Here is a 17,891-nt window from a genome sequence, read left to right as displayed (position 1 = left end):
CTTACCAGCCGCGGTTGGCGTAGTGCTCGGACTCCGGGAGGGTGTCGATGTTGATACCGACCATGGCCTCGCCCAGGTTGCGGGAGGCGTCCGCGATGACCTTCGGGTCGTCGAAGAAGGTGGTGGCGCGGACGATGGCCGCGGCGCGCTTGGCCGGGTCGCCGGACTTGAAGATGCCGGAGCCGACGAAGACGCCCTCGGCGCCGAGCTGGCGCATCAGGGCCGCGTCCGCGGGGGTGGCCACGCCGCCGGCGGAGAACAGCACGACGGGCAGCTTGCCCAGCTCGGCGACCTCCTTGACCAGCTCGTAGGGGGCGCGCAGGTCCTTGGCCGCGGCGTACAGCTCGTTGTTGTCCAGGCCCTTGAGGCGGGCGATCTCGCCCTTGATCTGGCGCAGGTGGCGGACCGCCTCCACGACGTTGCCGGTGCCGGCCTCGCCCTTGGAGCGGATCATGGCCGCGCCTTCCGCGATCCGGCGGAGCGCCTCGCCGAGGTTGGTGGCGCCGCACACGAAGGGGGTGGTGAAGGCCCACTTGTCGGAGTGGTTGACCTCGTCGGCCGGGGTCAGCACCTCGGACTCGTCGATGTAGTCCACGCCGAGCGCCTGCAGCACCTGGGCCTCGACGACGTGGCCGATCCTGGACTTGGCCATCACCGGGATGGACACGGCGGCGATGATGCCGTCGATCATGTCCGGGTCGGACATCCGGGCCACGCCGCCGTGCTTGCGGATGTCGGCGGGCACCCGCTCCAGCGCCATGACGGCGACGGCTCCCGCGTCCTCGGCGATCCTGGCCTGCTCGGGGGTGACGACGTCCATGATCACGCCGCCCTTGAGCTGCTCGGCCATGCCGCGCTTGACGCGCGCGGTGCCGGTCTCGGGGCTGCTGGTGGCGGACGGTGTGGTGGACACGGTGACCTCACTCGCTGGTGAACGGCAGTTGTCGCCCCGGCTCACCACCAGGGCCAATGCCAGTTTCCGGCGCCGGGCGGCGGCGGAAAAGGGCCAATTCGCCGCAGGTGGCTCCCACGCCCGCCGGGTACGGTCCCGCGCCCGGCGGCGTACCGGTCAGCGGTCCCGCGCGCCCTCGGTGGTCAGCGGTGACGGCGGCTCGTCGTCCATCTCGAAGGCCAGCGGGAAGGGCGCGTGCCCGGCCAGCCGCAGCCAGCGCACCACCCGGTGCTCGCGGACCGCGCGGGCGGCGCGGACCGCGTCGTTGTGGAAGCGCCTGGCCATCGGCACCCGCCGCACCGCCTGGGTCAGCTCGCCGATCGCCTCGGTCCCGCCGGGCGCACCGCTGACCTCGCCGACCGCCTCGGGGTCGGGGAAGACCGCGCGCAGCGCCTGGCTCAGTTCGCTTTCGGCCACTTCCCGCTGCTCGGGCTCGGCCTGCCGGGCGGCGTGCGCGGACTCGTAGAGGACGATGGACGCCGCAGGGTCGAGCACGCCCGCGGTCGCCAGCTCCTGGGCGACCGAGGCCCGGCGCAGCAGCTGCGCGTCCAGGGCGGCGCGGGCCGCGTCGATACGGGCGTGCAGCCGGTCGAGGCGCCCCGCGGTCCAGCTCAGATACAGGCCGACAGCGACGAGCGCGACCGCGATCCAGATGATGGTGGTGGTCACGGGCGGCAAGGCTACCGGCGTGCGGGGCCGAAGAAGCCGCGCAGCCTGGTCCGTTCGTCGGTGGCCACGTGGGCGGCGCCGTCGGCGACCGTCTCGTAGACCGACAGGATGTCCGCGCCGACCGACGACCAGTCGAAGCGCCGTACGTGCGCGCGGCCGCGCTCGCTGAGCGCGGTGCGGCCCTCGGGGTCGGCGAGCAGCCGCAGCGCCGCGGCGGCCAGCGCGTCGGCGTCCTCGTTGGCGAACAGCTCGCCCGCCGCGCCCTGCGCGAGCACCTGCGCGAAGGCGTCGAGGTCGCTGGCCAGCACCGGGGCGCCGGCCGACATCGCCTCGACCAGGATGATGCCGAAGGACTCGCCGCCGGTGTTGGGCGCCACGTACAGGTCGACGCTGCGCAGCAGCCGCGCCTTGTCCTCGTCGCTGACCATGCCGAGGAATTCGACCCGGCCGCGCATCTGCTCGGGCAGGCCGGCCACCGCCTCCTCGGCGTCGCCGCGGCCGGCCACCAGCAGCCGGGTCCGGGGGCGCTCGGCGAGGATCGCCGGCAGGGCCCGCATCAGCACCGGCAGGCCCTTGCGCGGCTCGTCGATGCGGCCCATGAAGCCGATGGTGTCGCCCTGCCACTCCGCGCGCGGCTCGGCGCGGGCGAAGAAGTCCACGTCGACGCCGTTGGGGATGACGACGGCGTCGCCGCCCAGGTGCTCGACCAGGGTGCGCCTGGCGTACTCGCTGACCGCGATGCGCGCCCTGATCTTCTCCAGCGCGGGCTGCAGGATCGGGTAGGCGGCGATCATCGCCCGGGAGCGCGGGTTGGAGGTGTGGAAGGTGGCCACGATCGGCCCCTGCGCGGCCCAGCAGGCGAGCAGTCCCAGCGACGGCGAGGTCGGCTCGTGGATGTGGACGACGTCGAAGCCGCCGTCGTGCAGCCAGCGCCTGACCCGGGCCGCGGACAGGAAGCCGAAGTTCAGCCGGGCCACCGAGCCGTTGTAGGGCACGGGGACCGCCCGGCCGGCCGAGACGACGTAGGGCGGCAGCGGCGTCTCGTCGTCGGCGGGCGCGAGGACCGAGACGTGGTGGCCGCGCGCGATCAGGTGCTCGGCGAGGTCCCTGATGTGGAACTGGACGCCGCCGGGGACGTCCCAGGAGTACGGGCAGACGATCCCGATCCTCACGCTTTCCCCGTTCCGCCGGCGGCCGGCGCGGGAGGCCCGTCCGGGCGCGCTTCCAGGTCGGCCAGCCAGAGCCGTTGCAGCATGTGCCAGTCCTCCGGGTGCTCGGCGATACCGGAGGCGTAGGCGTCGGCGAGCGCCTGCGTCATCACGGCGGTGCGGTGCGCCCGGTCGCCGCTCTCGGGTACGGGGACCGGCGGGTGCACCCTGCCCTGCATGACCGGCGAGTCGTCGTACCACAGGGTGACCGGCAGCAGCAGCGCCCCGGTCTGCTGGGCGAGCAGCGCGGGTCCGGCCGGCATCCGGGTCTTCTCGCCGAAGAAGTCGACCTCGACGCCGGAGGTGGACAGGTCGCGGTCGGCGACCAGGCAGACCAAGCCGCCGTCGCGCAGCCGCCGGGCCAGCGTGCCGAAGGCGCTGCCGCCGGTGTGCGGCAGCACCTCCATGCCCAGGCCCTCGCGGTAGGCGACGAAGCGGTCGTAGAGCGTCTCGGGCTTGAGGCGCTCGGCGACGGTGGCGAAGGGGGTCTCCAGCTTGGTGGTGACCCAGGCGCCCGCGAGGTCCCAGTTGGCCATGTGCGGCAGCGCCAGGATCACCCCGCTGCCCGCGGCGAGGCCGCCGGTCAGGTAGTGCACGTCCACGGGGTCGAAGCCGCCGCGGACCCGGTCCTTGCTCCACGCGGGGAGCCGGAAGGACTCCATCCAGTAGCGCAGGTAGGAGCGCATCCCGGCCCTGGACAGCTCGCGCAGCCGCGCGGGGTCCGCGTCGGGCACCACCCGGGCCAGGTTGGACTCGAGCCGCAGCACCCCCTTGCCGCGCTGCCGCCAGGCCGCGTCGGCGACGGTGCGGCCGAGCGCCCTGGCCACCGGTTCGGGCAGCGTCTTGACCGCGCCCCAGCCCGCCCCGTACAGGCCGTCGATCAGGCTCCCCCTGAGCCTGGCGGCCTGTGAGGTGCCCTCGTCCTTCACGCGCTGCTCCCGTGGTCGGCCAGCGCCGCCGCGTCCGCCTCGGCGGACTCCCTGCGTACGGTCACCACCCGCTGGATCAGCGTGACCAGGCTGCCGGCGGCGACCGCCCACAGCGCGATCGGCAGCAGGTACTGGATGCCGGGCACGCCGAACTTGTGCAGGCCGGAGAAGCCGCACAGCGTCAGGGTGATCACCAGCCGCTCGGCCCGCTCGACCAGTCCGTTGACGTCGACCGGCAGGCCGATCGCCTCGCCGCGGGCCTTGGTGTAGGAGACGACCTGGCCGCTGGCCAGGCAGAAGATGGCGACCGCGCACAGCGGGAGGTTGTCGCCCTTGCCCGCGTACCACATGGCCAGGCCGCCGAAGATCCCCGCGTCGGCGACCCGGTCGAGGGTGGAGTCGAGGAAGGCGCCCCAGCGGCTGGAGACGCCGGCCTGCCGGGCCATGTTGCCGTCGACCAGGTCGGAGAAGACGAAAAGTGTGATGACGACGGTGCCCCAGAAGAACTCGCCCCTGGGGTAGAAGACCAGCGCACCTGCCATCACTCCCGCGGTGCCGATCAGGGTCACCGTGTCGGGGCTGACCCCCTTGCGCAGGAGAAATGCGGCGAACGGCGTGAGAACACGCGTGAAGAACGCACGCGCGTACTTGTTCAGCATGGCCTTCCCGACGGGTCGGAGGATGTGGGCGCGGCGGCCCCAGGGCCGCCACCGGATGGCCCATCGTAGCCAGCCCCCGGCAGGGCGACGCGCGAGGCACCGCCGGGCCCGCCGCGACCGTCCGAACAGCAGACCGAGCCGGCCGGCGCCTTTACCACGTATGGACGCGGCCTGGGCGGCGTGGGAAGGTCGAAAGACCGCGGGCGTCGTCGAGGCCGCCCCGCCTGTACGCGGTCTCCCGTGGCGTCCCTGGCGCGCGCTCCCGGACGGGGGCGCGGACCCCATGCGGGCAGGACCCGGGAGGCGAGTGCACGTGGGTGCAGCCGACAGGAGAGACGGACAACCAGGGGCCGCCGGAAGGGCACCGGCGGCCGACCGCCCCGAGAAGGTGCGCAATGTGGTGCTGGTCGGCCACAGCGGAGCAGGGAAGACAACACTGGTGGAGGCCCTCGCGCTGACCACCGGCGCGGTGAACCGCGCGGGCCGGGTCGAGGACGGCGGCTCGCTGTCGGACCACGACGAGATCGAACAGCGCCAGCAGCGCTCGGTGCAGCTGTCGCTGGTGCCGGTCGAGTGGGGCGGCATCAAGATCAATGTGCTGGACACCCCGGGCTACGCCGATTTCGTCGGCGAGCTGCGGGCCGGTCTGCGCGCGGCGGACGCGGCGCTTTTCGTGGTCTCGGCCGCGCAGGACGGCGAGGGTATCGGCGGCGCGACCCGCATCGTGTGGGACGAGTGCGCCGCGGTCGGCATGCCGCGGGCGGTGGTCGTCACGCACCTGGACTCGGCGCGGGCGGGCATCGAGGAGACCGCCGCGCAGTTCGCCCGCGAGCTGGGCGGCGACGACCCCGACGCGGTGCTGCCGCTCTACCTGCCGGTGCACGGCCCCGAGGGACCCGACGGGCACGCACCGGTCACGGGCCTGGCCGGGCTGCTGTCGCAGCGGGTGCACGACTACTCCTCGGGCGAGCGGGTCGACCGCGCCCCGGACCCCGAGCTGCTGCCGCGGCTCACCGAGGCGCGCAACCGGCTCATCGAGGGGATCATCGCCGAGAGCGAGGACGAGACGCTGATGGACCGCTATCTCGGCGGTGCGGACATCGACGTCGACACGCTGGTCACCGACCTGGAGCGGGCCGTCGCCCGCGGCACCTTCCACCCGGTGGTGGCCGCCGCGCCCGCCGCCGACGGCGCCCGGCAGGGCATCGGCACCGTGGAGCTGCTGGAACTGGTCACCGGCGGCTTCCCCACCCCGCTGGAGCGCCCCCTGCCGCCGGTCGCGACGCTGGACGGCGGGCGCGCGACGCTGTCCTGCGACCCCGAGGGGCCGCTGGCCGCCGAGGTCGTGAAGACCTCCTCCGACCCGTACGTGGGGCGGATCAGCCTGGTGCGGGTCTTCTCCGGCACCCTGCGCCCCGACGAGACCGTGCATGTGTCCGGGCACGGCATGGAGGACCGCGGGCACGAGGACCACGACGTCGACGAGCGGGTCGGCGCGCTGTCCTCGCCGTTCGGCAAGCTCCAGCGCCCGGTGCCGTCCGCGGCGGCGGGCGACCTGGTGTGCGTGGCGAAACTGGCCCGCGCCGAGACCGGCGACACCCTGTCGGGCAAGGACCGGCCGCTGCTGATGGAGCCCTGGCGGATGCCCGACCCGCTGCTGCCGATCGCCATCGAGGCGCACAGCAAGGCCGACGAGGACAAGCTGTCCCAGGGCCTGTCCCGGCTGGTCGCCGAGGACCCGACGATGCGGCTCGAACAGAACCCGGCGACCCGGCAGGTCGTCCTGTGGTGCCTGGGCGAGGCGCATGCCGACGTGGCCCTGGAGCGGCTGCGCGGCCGCTACGGCGTGCAGGTCGACGCGGTGCCCTACAAGGTGTCGCTGCGCGAGACCTTCGGCGAGGCCGCCACCGCGCGCGGCCGGCACGTCAAGCAGTCCGGCGGGCACGGGCAGTTCGCGATCTGCGACATCGAGGTGGAGCCGCTGCCGGTCGGCTCGGGCGTCGAGTTCGTGGACAAGGTCATCGGCGGCGCGGTGCCCCGGCAGTTCATCCCGTCGGTGGAGAAGGGCGTACGCGCCCAGGCCGCCCGCGGGGTGGTGCCCGGCTTCCCCGTCGTCGACATCAGGGTGACGCTGTCCGACGGCAAGGCGCACTCGGTCGACTCCTCCGACGCGGCCTTCCAGACCGCGGGCGCCCTCGCGCTGCGCGAGGCCGCCGCCGCCTGCCGCATCCACCTGCTCGAACCGGTCGCCGAGGTCGGGGTGACGGTGCCCGACGCCTATGTCGGCCCGGTGATGAGCGACCTGTCGGGGCGGCGCGGGCGGGTGCTCGGCACCGAACCCGCGGGGCCGGGGCGCACCCTGGTGCGCGCCGACGTCCCCGAGATCGAGATCGGGCGTTACGCGGTGGACCTGCGGTCGCTGTCGCACGGCACCGGTCGGTTCAGCCGGCACTACGCCAGGCACGAGCCGATGCCGGCGGCGCTGGCGGCGAGGATGCGGCAGGAGGAGGAGGCAGAGCGGGCCGGGTAGCCGTCGCCCGACGGCGCCCGCGAAGGCCCCGGTTGTGCGGTCGGGGCCTGAAATCACCGTCGGGGCACATGCGGTGACGGACCGTTGGCGGCTCGCGGGCCCCCCGCGGGCCGCCGCGCCGCTAATCTGGTGACTGCTCCGAACGTGTGATGCGTACCCCGGCGGGGAATGGGCCGGTCGGAGCCGCGAGATGGCGGGCGTATCGGCGGACTGGGGGCTTCGGGTGACGAACGGGTTCGATTTCAGCCCAGGGGCGCAGATCCCGCTCACGGGCACCGACGGCGAGACCGGCGCCACCCAGGCGCTGGCGTCCGCGGCCTACCGCGACACGCCGGTCAAGGCGCTGGTCGACATCAACGACGCCGCGTCGGTCAAGGCGCCCAGGCTGTCGCTTTTCGAGCCGAACCTCGGCGAGGCCTTCGCCCGCGCCGTGCAGGTCCGCATGCTCGGCGGCGGCCGCAAGGAGCTGGTGCAGTCCTTCGGCGTCGAACCGCAGACGGTGGTCGAGCACTGCCTGGCCGCCAACCGGATCCGGCAGGAGCGCGACTCCCGGCTGACCCTCATCATGGGCATCTTCGGGGTGCTCTTCCTGCCCGGGGTGCTGATCTGGCTCGGCGCCTTCCAGCTGCGCAGGTCGCTGGCCACCCTGAAGGCGGGCGGCAACCGCTACGGCGCGCTGGGCGGCGCCGTCCTCGCCGTCACCATCGGGCTGGCCGTGCTGTTCGCGATCAAGCCGCCCTTCTCCGGCTTCTGGCACCAGTATTTCCGGGTGATGATGATCGCCCCGATCATCGGCTGGTATTGGGCCAAGCGGATCTGCGAGCGCACCGCGAAGGACCTGCGCGACCGCTGGAGCAGCCTGCTGGCCGGCACCGCGGTCGGCGCGAAGATCCCCGAGGCGGTCCCCCGCAACCCCAACCAGCTGCGCGCCGAGACGCTGCGCCAGTCGCTGGCGAAGCTGTCGGCCGAGCAGGGCAGCAATGTCGTCTTCTACGCGGGCCCCAAGGGAATACTGGGCATGGGCAGCCGCTGGGGCAGCTGGCACATGGCCGAGGAGCTGATCCCGGCGGAGGGCGTCACCGACATCAACCCCTTCCGCAGCTGGGACGTGATCCGCGCGATCCACGACAAGCTGCGCATGCTGGAGCGCGGCCCGCTGCACACCGGCGGCTTCACCAAGCCGTCCATACGGCACTGGGTGGTGGCCCCGATAGGAGAGGGCGCCAAGAAGATCGTCCGCCCCACCGGGCCGGAGGTCGACTCCTTCTCGGTGAAGGACTTCGAGATCCAGCGGATCTGCAACACCCAGCAGTTCGGCAAGGGCAACCGGCACTACCTGGGTATCCAGTTCACCCTGTGGGAGGGCAACCTCGTCATCACCCTGCTGGTCACGGTGACGGTGCTGGCCCACACCCTGCGGGTCGACGTGACCGCGCACGCGCTCGGCCCGATCAGCTCGCTGTTCAACGACGGCCCGCCGGCCAAGGAGAAGACGGTCAGCAAGCCGGTCAGGTTCTGGGAGACCAGGACCGTGCAGTTGCCGCTGATCGACTCGGGCGAGGTGGCCAGGCTCGCCGCCAGGGCGCCGCTGACCTGGTTCCCGCCGGTCCTGGACTACTTCGGCGGCAGCCTGACGCTGCCCGAGCCCTTCGGGCTGCGGCACACCTGGGTCGACAAGCCGTGGCAGCACCGCTTCATGGCCGACGACGCGCTGCGCGCGGCGACCCCGGTGCTGCGCGCGGTGCACGCCGCCGCCATCCAGGTGATGGCCGAGAACGGCGTGGACACCTCGCACTTCACCAACCGCTCGTCGCTGCTCAGCGGCCTCGTCCAGGGTGTCGAGCCCAGGAAGGCCGACGCCTACGACGCGTAGCTCTCCGCCCGGCCCGGCGCTTTCGGCCGGGCCGGGCCAGGTCGGCGCGGCCCGGTCAGCGCGGCCAGGCGTCCGCGAGCATCTTGCGGGTGTCGGCGAGGAGTTGCGGCAGCACCTTGGTGTGGCCGACCACCGGCATGAAGTTGACGTCGCCTCCCCAGCGCGGCACCACGTGCTGGTGCAGGTGGGCGGCGATGCCCGCGCCCGCCACGTCGCCCTGGTTCATCCCGATGTTGAAGCCCTGCGCGCCCGACGCATTCCGCAGCGCGGTCATCGCCCGCTTGGTCAGCCCGGCCAGCTCGACGGTCTCCGCCGCGTCCAGCTCGGTGTAGTCCGCGACATGGCGGTAAGGGACCACCATCAGATGGCCGCTGTTGTACGGGTAGAGGTTCAGCACCGCGTAGACGTGCTCGCCGCGGCTGATGACCAGGCCGTCCTCGTCCGACTCGGCCGGAATCGCACAGAAGGGACATCCGTCGCCGGCACCGGGGCCGGTCGGCTTGTTCTCACCCTGGATGTACGCCATGCGGTGCGGGGTCCACAGTCGCTGGAAGGCGTCCGGTACCCCCGCTCCCTGCCCCTGCTGCGGCTCACTCGTCATGCCGATCAGCATAGGACTTCGCCGGTGGCACGCGTGTCGCCGGGCCCGCCGCCGTATGCGTACCGAGATCCTGGCCGGATGGACGACGACGACGGCCGGCTGGTCCGGTGGGAGAACCGCAGCGAGCTCCCGCTGTTCCTCTTGTCGATGATCTTTCTCGGCGCCTACGCGGCCCATGTGCTCGCCCAAGGCCTGCCGCGGGCCGTGCACGACGCGCTGCTGGCCGTGATCGGCTTCGCCTGGGCGGTCTTCGCCGTGGACTACGCGGTGCGGGTGCGGCTCAGCGGGCGGCGCTTCGGCCCGCGCTACGTCGGCAGGCACCTGCTGGACACCATCGTGCTGCTGCTGCCGCTGCTGCGCCCGCTGCGGGCGGTGCACATCTACCAGGTGGTGCAGCGCCGCCGCGAGCAGCCGCGGCTGAGCCTTTACGGCCGGGTGATCGCCTACGCGGGCATGGCGGCGGTGCTGCTCGGCTTCTCCGGGGCGCTGGCGGTCTACCAGCAGGAGCGGCACGCCCCCGGTGCGACCATCCTCACCTTCGGCGACGCCTCGTGGTGGACCTGCGAGACGCTCACCACCGTCGGCTACGGCGACGTGACCCCGGTCACCCCGGCGGGCCGGACGATCGCGGCCTTCATGATGCTGATGGGCCTGGCGCTGCTGGGCGCGGTGACCGGCTCCTTCTCCTCCTGGCTCTACCAGACCTTCGCCCGCGAGGGCGAGCTGCCCCCGGGCCGCTGAGGGCCCGGGGGCAGCCGTCCGGTCAGACCTGGACCCGGCGCTCCACCACGTCGACCAGCTTGGCCAGCGCCTCGTCGCGGGGGATGCCGTTCTCCTGCGAGCCGTCGCGGTAGCGGAAGGAGACCGTGCCGTTCGTCATGTCCTCGTCGCCGACGATGATCATGAAGGGCACCTTCAGCTTCTGGTGCGTCCTGATCTTCTTCTGCATACGGTCCGAGGACGCGTCCACCTCGACCCGCAGCCCCTTGCGCTTCGCCTCGCCGGCGAACTCCTGGAGATACGGCACATGCGCGTCGCCGACCGGGATGCCGACCGCCTGGACCGGGGCCAGCCACGCCGGGAACGCGCCCGCGTAGTGCTCGAGCAGCACCGCGAAGAAGCGCTCGATCGAGCCGAACAGCGCCCGGTGGATCATGACGGGCCGCTGGCGCGAGCCGTCGGGCGCCGTGTACTGGAGGTCGAAGCGCTCGGGCAGGTTGAAGTCCAGCTGCACGGTCGACATCTGCCAGCTGCGGCCGATCGCGTCCTTGGTCTGGACGGAGATCTTCGGGCCGTAGAAGGCGGCGCCGCCCGGGTCGGGCACCAGCGGGAGGCCCTGCTTCTCGGCGACCTTGCGCAGCGTCTCGGTGGCCTCCTCCCACACCTCGTCGGACCCGACGTACTTCTCCGGGTCCTTGGTGGACAGCTCCAGGTAGAAGTCGGTGAGCCCGTAGTCCCGCAGCAGGTTGAGCACGAAGGTCAGCGTCGAGTCCAGCTCGTCGGCCATCTGCTCCTTGGTGCAGTAGATGTGCGCGTCGTCCTGGGTGAAGCCGCGCGCCCGGGTCAGGCCGTGCACGACGCCGGACTTCTCGTAGCGGTAGACGGTGCCGAACTCGAAGAACCGCAGCGGCAGTTCCCGGTAGGAGCGGCCACGGGCGTCGAAGACCAGGTTGTGCATCGGGCAGTTCATGGGCTTGAGGTAGTAGTCCGTGCCCTCGTCGAGCTGCATGGGCGGATACATGCCGTCGGCGTACCAGTCCAGGTGCCCGGAGATCTCGAAGAGCGTGCCCTTGGTGGCGTGCGGGGTGTAGACGAAGTCGTACCCCTCCTCCTCGTGCCTGCGGCGCGAGTAGTCCTCCATGACCCGGCGGACGATGCCGCCCTTGGGGTGGAAGATGGCCAGGCCCGAGCCGATCTGCTCGGGGATGGAGAAGAGGTCCAGCTCGTTGCCCAGCTTGCGGTGGTCGCGCTTGGCGGCCTCCTCAAGGAAGTCCAGGTGCGCCTTCAGCTCTTCCTTGGTGGGCCACGCGGTGCCGTAGATGCGCTGGAGCATCGGGTTCTTCTCGCTGCCGCGCCAGTAGGCGGCGGCATTGCGCATGAGCTTGAACGCCGGGATGTAGCGCGTGGTGGGCAGGTGCGGGCCGCGGCACAGGTCCTTCCAGCACAGCTCGCCGGTCTTCGCGTCCAGGTTGTCGTAGATGGTCAGCTCGCCGCCGCCCACCTCGACGTCCGCGCCGTCGTCGCTGGTCGCCGACGCGCCCTTGAGGCCGATCAGCTCCAGTTTGTACGGCTCGTCGGCCAGCTCCTCGCGGGCCTGCTCGTCGGTGACGACCCGGCGGGAGAAGCGCTGGCCGCGCTTCTGGATCTCCTGCATCTTCTTCTCGACGGCCTTGAGGTCGTCGGGGTGGAAGGGCTTGTCGACGTCGAAGTCGTAGTAGAAGCCGTCCTTGACCGGCGGGCCGATGCCCAGCTTCGCGTCGGGGAACAGCTCCTGCACCGCCTGCGCCATGACATGCGCGGTGGAGTGCCGCAGGATGTTCAGCCCGTCCTCGCTGGTGATGTCGACCGGCTCGACCTCCTCGCCGTCCGCCACCGCGTAGGCGAGGTCCTTCAGCTCGCCGCCGACGCGGGCGGCGACGACCGAGCGCTCGCCCTGGAACAGCTCGGCCGCGGTCGTGCCCGTCGTGACCGTCCGCTCTTCCGGTTCGGCGGAATCGCGTTTGATGATCACACGGAGGTCTGACACCGGTCTGCTCCTGACTGAGGTCGTACGAGGCCGTGCGGCAAGCCATCGCCGCACCGCTGAATCGTACCGAGCCGGAAGCTCTCCCCGCGAAGGCCGCCGCCGAACCTGTGGAAAAGCCGCTACGGGCTCCTCGGCGGCGGGACAGCGCCCCCCGGGGACCGGCCGTCGGAACCGGTGGCGCCCCAGCCCAGCAGCAGCACGGCGACGTCGTCGAGGTGGCGCCCCCCGTCGAGGCCGCGGGTGACGGCGGTCAGGTGGTCGATCAGCGCCTGGCCCCACGGGGACGGCGCCGCCTTGATCACGCGGACCAGGCCGTCCGTCCCGAGCCGCTCGGGTCCGCTGCCCGCGTGGCCCTCGATCAGGCCGTCGGTGTGCAGCAGCAGCGCGCCGGAAGGCGGGAGCTTGACCCTCGTGGTGGTCCAGTCGTTCGCCTCGGGGATCAGGCCGAGCGCTATCCCCGGCTGCGCCTCGACGGAGGCGGCGACCCCGTTCTCGATGAGCAGCGGGGCGTCGTGCCCGGCGAGGGTGACGTCGGCGCGGCCGACCGCGCGGTCGATCGAGAGCGTCGCGACGGTGGCGAACATCGCGGGGTAGGGGCGCTCGGCGATCAGGATCCGGTCCATCAGGGCGAGCAGCTCGCCGTTGCGGTGGCCGCCCAGGATCAGGGAGCGCCAGGCGATGCGCAGGCACACCCCTATCGCCGCCTCGTCGGGCCCGTGGCCGCTGACGTCGCCGATGACGGCGTGGACGGTGCCGTCCGCGGTCTCCACCACGTCGAGGAAGTCCCCGCCCAGCAGCGCCCCCTCGCGGCCCGGCAGGTAGCAGGACGTCGGGCGGACCGGGGCGCCCGGGGAGAGCATCGGGACGGGCAGCAGCCCGCGCTCCAGGCGCTGGTTCTCCTGCGCGCGCTGCTGGTTGACGCGCAGCTCCGCGGCGGTGTGCTCGGCCTGCTTGCGGTGCACGGCGTAGCGGACCGCCCGGTCCAGGAGTTCGCCGGTGACCGCGCCTTTGACCAGGTAGTCCTGGGCGCCGGAGGCGACGGCCTCCGGACCTGCCCGGTCCTCCGAGAGCCCGGTCAGGACGATGACGGCCGCCGCGGGGCTGACGGCCTGGATCCGGGCGACCGCTCCCAGGCCCATGGCGTCGGGCAGGTGCAGGTCGAGCAGGATGCAGTCGGGGGTGCTGCGGGCCGCCTCCGCCATGCCGTCGGCGAGGCACTGCACCCAGCGCATCTCGACGTCCAGGGTGGACTCGGCGACGTATTCCTCGACCAGCAGCGCGTCGCCCGGATCGTCCTCGATCAGCAGAATGCGGAGTCTGCCGCCGGTCGGCACCGCTGCCGCACCGGATTGCGCCTGCGTCACTCCTGGCTCTCCTCAGTCGCGACCGTCGCCGGGACCGGAGCGGGTCCCGGCAGGGTGAAGGTGATGCGCGTGCCGGGGCCGTGGCCGGTGTCGACCGCGATGGCCCCGCCGTGGAATTCGACGATCTTCTTGCACAGCGCCAGGCCGATGCCGTTGCCGGAGTAGGTCTCGCGGGTGTGCAGCCGCTGGAAGATGACGAAGACCTGCTCGGCGAATTCCGCCTTGATCCCGATGCCGTTGTCGGTGACCGCGAAATGCCACATCCCGTCATCGTGGTGGGAGGCGGTGACGGCGACGCGTGCCGGGCGGTCCGGGGCGCGGAACTTGACCGCGTTGGACAGCAGGTTCTGCAGCAGCACCCCCAGCTGCGTGCGGTCGCCGACGACCTCGGGCAGCGGGTCGTGGGTCAGCTCGGTGCCAGACTCCTCGATGGCGATGCTGAGGGCGTCGATGGTGCGGTTGAACAGCGCTTCGAGGTCGACCGGCGAGGTCTCGGTGTGCAGCCGGCCCACCCGGGAGAAGGCCAGCAGGTCGTGGATGAGGGTCTGCATGCGGTTGGCGCCGTCGACGGCGTAGCCGATGTACTGCCCGGCGCGCTCGTCGAGCTGGTCGGCGTAGCGGCGCTGCAGCAGCTGGCAGAAGCTCGCGACCTTCCGCAGCGGCTCCTGGAGGTCGTGCGAGGCCACGTAGGCGAACTGCTCCAGTTCCTCGTTCGACCTGCGCAGGTCCGTGGCCTGCTCGTCCAGCTGCTGCCGTGCGGTGTCGGTGAAGGCCAGCTCGTGGACCAGCCGGCCGCGCATCTGCTCGACGTCGCCGGCCAGCCGGCGCAGGTCGGCGGGCCCCGTCGGGGTCACCGGGTGCTCGAACGCGCCGTCGGCTACGAGGCGTACGTCACTCGACAGCTCCCCCAACGGGCGGGTGACACCGCGGCGCAGTCCCACGAACACCGCGGCGGTCAGGAGCAGGATCACTGCCGCGATCAGCAGGAATATCCGGTCGCGGACCCGCCCGGCGGCGTTCAGCTCGTTGCGGGAGTGGTCGCGGTGCCGCTGGAGGGTCTGTTCGAGGCCGGTGGTCGCGGCGCGCACGCTGTCGAAGGCGCGCTTGCCCTCGTCGGCGCGCTCCGCCGCCAGGGCGACCGGGGCGCCGGGCGGCGCCGCGGCCACGGGCCGGGCGAGGAGCTGCTGCCACGCATCGGCCTGCCGGGTGACCGCGTCGAGGTCCGCGACGGCCGCCGCGTTGCCCGCCAGCAGCGTCCGCAGCCGCGTGGTGTAGGCGCGCTGGTCGTCGAGACCCGCGCGGTAGGGCTCCAGGAAGCTGGGCTGGCCGGTCAGCCCGTAGCCCCGGATCCCGGTCTCCTGGTCGGTCAGCGAATTCTCCAGCCGCACCGCCGAGACCAGCGCCGGTGTGTCCTCGTCGATCACCGTGCCGGACAGCGAGGTGGCGCGGTTGAGCGCCCAGCCGCCCGCGAGCCCCAGCACGAGCAGGACGGTGAGCGACACCGCGACACCGGTCGTCAGCCAGCGCCGCGTGGTCCACCGCCCCGTGTCGCGGGGCATCGCCGCCGGTTTGCCCGTCCCGATGCCGAGCGCCTTCTCAGGTCCTTCGGTCGCCACTGTCACTGGTCTCTCCTCCTGCGCAACGCATGCCACGTCGCGGGAGAACCCGGCGACGACCCGCGAGTGGTCGGCGGCGGCGCCATCGTACCTACAGGACAACTGGTGTTGTCAGGTGATCCGGACGCTGCCTATAGTCCACAGGTGCCCGGCAAGCCGCCCGACCTCCGCTTCGGCCATGACGAGTTCGTCTCACGCGCCGAGCAGGCGGTGGCCGATCTCGCGGACCGGCTTGCCGCCGAGGCGCTGAGTGAGCAGAAAAGCCCTGGTCAGGACGTTGATCCCGGCACAGCGCTGACCCGGCTCCAGGTGCTGTCCTACATCCTGCACGCGACCGAGAGCCGGGCCGCGGAGGCCGCGTCGGCCGCGGCCCTGGGCGGCGCCGGCTATCCCGAACTCGGACGCGCCTGGGGAATCACCCGCCAGGGCGCCCGGCGCCGCTGGCCGGGGCTGGTCTTCACCGCGGAACCGCAGCCCCACCCGATCTCCGACCGGAACACCAGGAGCACCGTTGTGAATGCCCTCGCCCGCCCACGCGCTTACCACGTGCTCCTCGTCGAGGACGACCCGGCCGACGCCCTGCTGATCGAGGAGGCGCTCACCGACGGCGGTGTCGCCCGCGACATCGCCAGGGCCGACGACGGCATCGAGGCGCTGGCATATCTGCGCGATCCCGAGCACGCGCGGCCCGACCTCATCGTGCTCGACCTGAACATGCCGCGGATGAACGGCCGCGAACTCCTGGCGGTGCTGAAGGAGGACGCCGCGCTGCGCACGATCCCGGTCGTGGTCCTCACCACGTCGGCCACGCCCGACGACGTGAGCGCGGCCTACCAGCGGCACGCGAACGCGTATGTGACCAAGCCGGTCAACCTCGACGACTTCCTGCAGTCGGTGCGCAGCATCGACCAGTTCTTCCTGGAGACGGCGACCATCCCCCTCCAGGAGGACTGACCCGGGGCCGCCGCCGCCGGCATGTCCTGCCGATCTCCGGGCAGGCCGCCCCAGTGAAGGCAGCCCTGGGCCCCCGGGTCCGCGGCGGGCTGCACGGCGGAAGGGCGGCGCGCATGACCACGGTTTCCGGGCGTACGGACAAGTCCTCGGGCGGGCCGTCCGAAGGGCCGCCGCGGCTGCGCAGAGACATGGGCAGGGTCAGCCTGCTCTTCGCGGGCGTCGGCTCCATCATCGGCTCCGGCTGGCTGTTCGGCGCCCTGAACGCGGCGAAGGTGGCCGGTCCCGCGTCGATCTTCTCGTGGGCGATCGCCGCGGTGATGATCCTGCTGATCGGCCTGTGCTTCGCCGAACTCGGCACCATGTTCCCCGTGTCCGGCGGTGTGGTGCGCTTCCCGCACCTGTCCTTCGGCTCTTTCGCCAGTTACACGATGGGGTGGATCACCTGGGTCGCGGCGGCCACCGTGGCGCCCATCGAGGTGGAGGGCGCGCTGCAGTACGCCACCCGGTGGGCGCACTTCACCGACCACCACGAGTCGGGGGCGTACACGCTGACCGGCCTCGGTTACGCGGTCGCGGTCGTGGCAATGGCCTTCTTCGTGGCGCTGAACTACTTCGGCATCCGCTGGTTCGCCCGGGTCAACAACGTGCTGGTGTGGTGGAAGCTGGCGATCATCCTGCTGGTGATCGCGGCCTTCCTGATCACCGCCTTCCACGGCCACAACTTCACCGCCCGGCAGTACGGCGGCTTCGCGCCGGGCGGCGCCAAGGGCGTCTTCACCGCCATCTCGACAGCCGGCATCACCTTCTCCTTCCTGGGATTCCGGCAGGCGGTCGAGCTGGCAGGCGAGACGGACAACCCGCGGCGCAACGTGCCGTTCGCGATCATCGGCGCCGTGCTGCTCACCGCGGTGATCTACATCCTGCTCGAAGTCGCCTTCCTCGGCGCCGTACCCGGGCACGACCTGGCGTCCTCCGGCGGCTGGCTGCAGCTGGAGTTCACCGACGACTTCGGCCCGCTGGCGGCCATCGCCAGTGCCGTCGGTCTTGGCTGGCTGGCGTACCTGCTGTACGCCGACGCGGTGATCTCCCCGGCCGACACCGGCCTGGTCTACACGACGGTCACCGCCCGCATCTCCTACGCCATGGCGCGCAACGGGAACGCGCCCGAGGCCCTGTCGACCACCACCCGGCGCGGGGCCCCGCTGGTCAGCCTGGTCGTGACGTTCGTGCTCGGGCTCGTGGTCTTCCTGCCCTTCCCCAGCTGGCAGCAGCTCGTCGGCTTCATCACGTCCGCCACGGTGCTGTCCTTCGGCTCCGGTCCCGTGGTGCTCGCCGCGATGCGCCGGCAAATACCGGACCACGAGCGCCCGTTCAAGGTCCCCGGCGGCGACCTGATCCCCTTCCTGGGGCTGTACTCGGCGAACCTGATCGTCTACTGGGCAGGCTGGACCACCAACTGGAAGCTCTTCGCGACCATCGGCATCGGCTTCGTCCTGCTCGCGGTCCTCGAACTGACCGCCCGGGGCACGAGCCCGCGACTGGACTGGCGGGCGGGCGCGACCTGGGTGCTCCCCTGGCTCGGCGGCCTGGCGCTGACCAGCTGGGCGGGCGACTACGACGGCGGCCGCGGCTGGATCGGCCTCGGCTGGGGCTTCGTGGTGAACCTGGCACTGGCCGCCCTCGTCTACCTGCTGGCGCTGCGCGCCCGGCTGCCGGAGGCGCGGGTGCGCGAACACATCGCGGAGGCCTCCTCGGAGGCGGAAGCAGCGGCTTGAGCCGGCAGCGATCTT

At 72.1% G+C, this 17,891-nt stretch carries 14 protein-coding genes; 5 read left to right on the top strand and 9 right to left on the bottom strand.

The window, feature by feature from the left end; genetic code table 11:
* Nucleotide 1 precedes the first annotated feature (1 nt).
* The 5 genes from pdxS to OG900_34090 form a co-directional block, all read right to left on the bottom strand.
* Complete coding sequence (gene pdxS, locus OG900_34110) at nucleotides 2–913, bottom strand: pyridoxal 5'-phosphate synthase lyase subunit PdxS (GenBank protein ID WUH94687.1); 912 nt, start codon at nucleotides 911–913, stop codon at nucleotides 2–4.
* A gap of 156 nt (nucleotides 914–1,069) precedes the next feature.
* Nucleotides 1,070–1,621: a hypothetical protein gene (locus tag OG900_34105; GenBank protein ID WUH94686.1), complete on the bottom strand. Its 552-nt coding sequence runs from the start codon at nucleotides 1,619–1,621 to the stop codon at nucleotides 1,070–1,072.
* 11 nt (nucleotides 1,622–1,632) lie between these two features.
* Nucleotides 1,633–2,793 carry a glycosyltransferase family 4 protein gene (locus OG900_34100; protein WUH94685.1) on the bottom strand — a complete coding sequence of 387 codons (1,161 nt, stop codon included), beginning with the start codon at nucleotides 2,791–2,793 and terminating at the stop codon, nucleotides 1,633–1,635.
* Entirely contained in the window at nucleotides 2,790–3,758 is a 969-nt protein-coding gene (locus OG900_34095) for a phosphatidylinositol mannoside acyltransferase (protein ID WUH94684.1), read from the bottom strand. Before OG900_34095 ends, OG900_34100 begins: the two co-directional genes overlap by 4 nt.
* On the bottom strand, nucleotides 3,755–4,417 hold the full coding sequence (locus tag OG900_34090) for a CDP-alcohol phosphatidyltransferase family protein (GenBank protein WUH94683.1): 663 nt from the start codon (nucleotides 4,415–4,417) through the stop codon (nucleotides 3,755–3,757). The genes OG900_34095 and OG900_34090 overlap by 4 nt, the downstream gene beginning before the upstream one ends.
* A 313-nt stretch (nucleotides 4,418–4,730) precedes the next feature.
* Between OG900_34090 and OG900_34085 the strand changes: the two genes are divergently transcribed.
* Together OG900_34085 and OG900_34080 are read left to right on the top strand one after the other, a co-directional pair.
* The gene (locus OG900_34085) at nucleotides 4,731–6,947 is read left to right on the top strand and encodes an elongation factor G-like protein EF-G2 (protein WUH94682.1); all 2,217 of its coding nucleotides are present in this window, start codon (nucleotides 4,731–4,733) and stop codon (nucleotides 6,945–6,947) included.
* Between the two features lie 223 nt (nucleotides 6,948–7,170).
* Nucleotides 7,171–8,820: a hypothetical protein gene (locus OG900_34080; GenBank protein ID WUH94681.1), complete on the top strand. Its 1,650-nt coding sequence runs from the start codon at nucleotides 7,171–7,173 to the stop codon at nucleotides 8,818–8,820.
* 55 nt (nucleotides 8,821–8,875) lie between these two features.
* On the opposite strand, the gene OG900_34075 is transcribed toward OG900_34080, so the two are convergent.
* Entirely contained in the window at nucleotides 8,876–9,433 is a 558-nt protein-coding gene (locus tag OG900_34075) for an HIT domain-containing protein (GenBank protein ID WUH94680.1), read from the bottom strand.
* Nucleotides 9,434–9,499: 66 nt separating this feature from the next.
* Here OG900_34075 and OG900_34070 point away from each other — a divergent pair, with 66 nt between their 5' ends.
* Nucleotides 9,500–10,162: a potassium channel family protein gene (locus tag OG900_34070; protein ID WUH94679.1), complete on the top strand. Its 663-nt coding sequence runs from the start codon at nucleotides 9,500–9,502 to the stop codon at nucleotides 10,160–10,162.
* Nucleotides 10,163–10,184: 22 nt separating this feature from the next.
* Here the strand turns inward: OG900_34070 and thrS are convergent, their stop codons facing one another.
* The 3 genes from thrS to OG900_34055 all read right to left on the bottom strand — a co-directional run bounded on the left by thrS (nucleotide 10,185) and on the right by OG900_34055 (nucleotide 15,090).
* Nucleotides 10,185–12,167: a threonine--tRNA ligase gene (gene thrS / locus OG900_34065; GenBank protein WUH94678.1), complete on the bottom strand. Its 1,983-nt coding sequence runs from the start codon at nucleotides 12,165–12,167 to the stop codon at nucleotides 10,185–10,187.
* A gap of 119 nt (nucleotides 12,168–12,286) precedes the next feature.
* Nucleotides 12,287–13,531 (bottom strand): fused response regulator/phosphatase, encoded by a 1,245-nt coding sequence (locus tag OG900_34060; GenBank protein ID WUH94677.1) that lies wholly within the window; start codon nucleotides 13,529–13,531, stop codon nucleotides 12,287–12,289.
* On the bottom strand, nucleotides 13,528–15,090 hold the full coding sequence (locus OG900_34055; protein WUH96019.1) for a CHASE3 domain-containing protein: 1,563 nt from the start codon (nucleotides 15,088–15,090) through the stop codon (nucleotides 13,528–13,530). Before OG900_34055 ends, OG900_34060 begins: the two co-directional genes overlap by 4 nt.
* Nucleotides 15,091–15,291: 201 nt before the next feature.
* Between OG900_34055 and OG900_34050 the strand changes: the two genes are divergently transcribed.
* Both OG900_34050 and OG900_34045 read left to right on the top strand, forming a co-directional pair.
* A complete protein-coding gene (locus tag OG900_34050) occupies nucleotides 15,292–16,101 on the top strand; it encodes a response regulator (protein WUH94676.1) in 810 nt (269 codons plus the stop codon).
* Between the two features lie 113 nt (nucleotides 16,102–16,214).
* Nucleotides 16,215–17,876 (top strand): APC family permease, encoded by a 1,662-nt coding sequence (locus OG900_34045; GenBank protein ID WUH94675.1) that lies wholly within the window; start codon nucleotides 16,215–16,217, stop codon nucleotides 17,874–17,876.
* The last annotated feature ends 15 nt before the right edge of the window (nucleotides 17,877–17,891 follow it).

This window comes from Streptomyces sp. NBC_00433, assembly GCA_036015235.1.
GTDB lineage: Bacteria > Actinomycetota > Actinomycetes > Streptomycetales > Streptomycetaceae > Actinacidiphila.
This window is presented reverse-complemented; position numbering and strand designations above follow the sequence as displayed.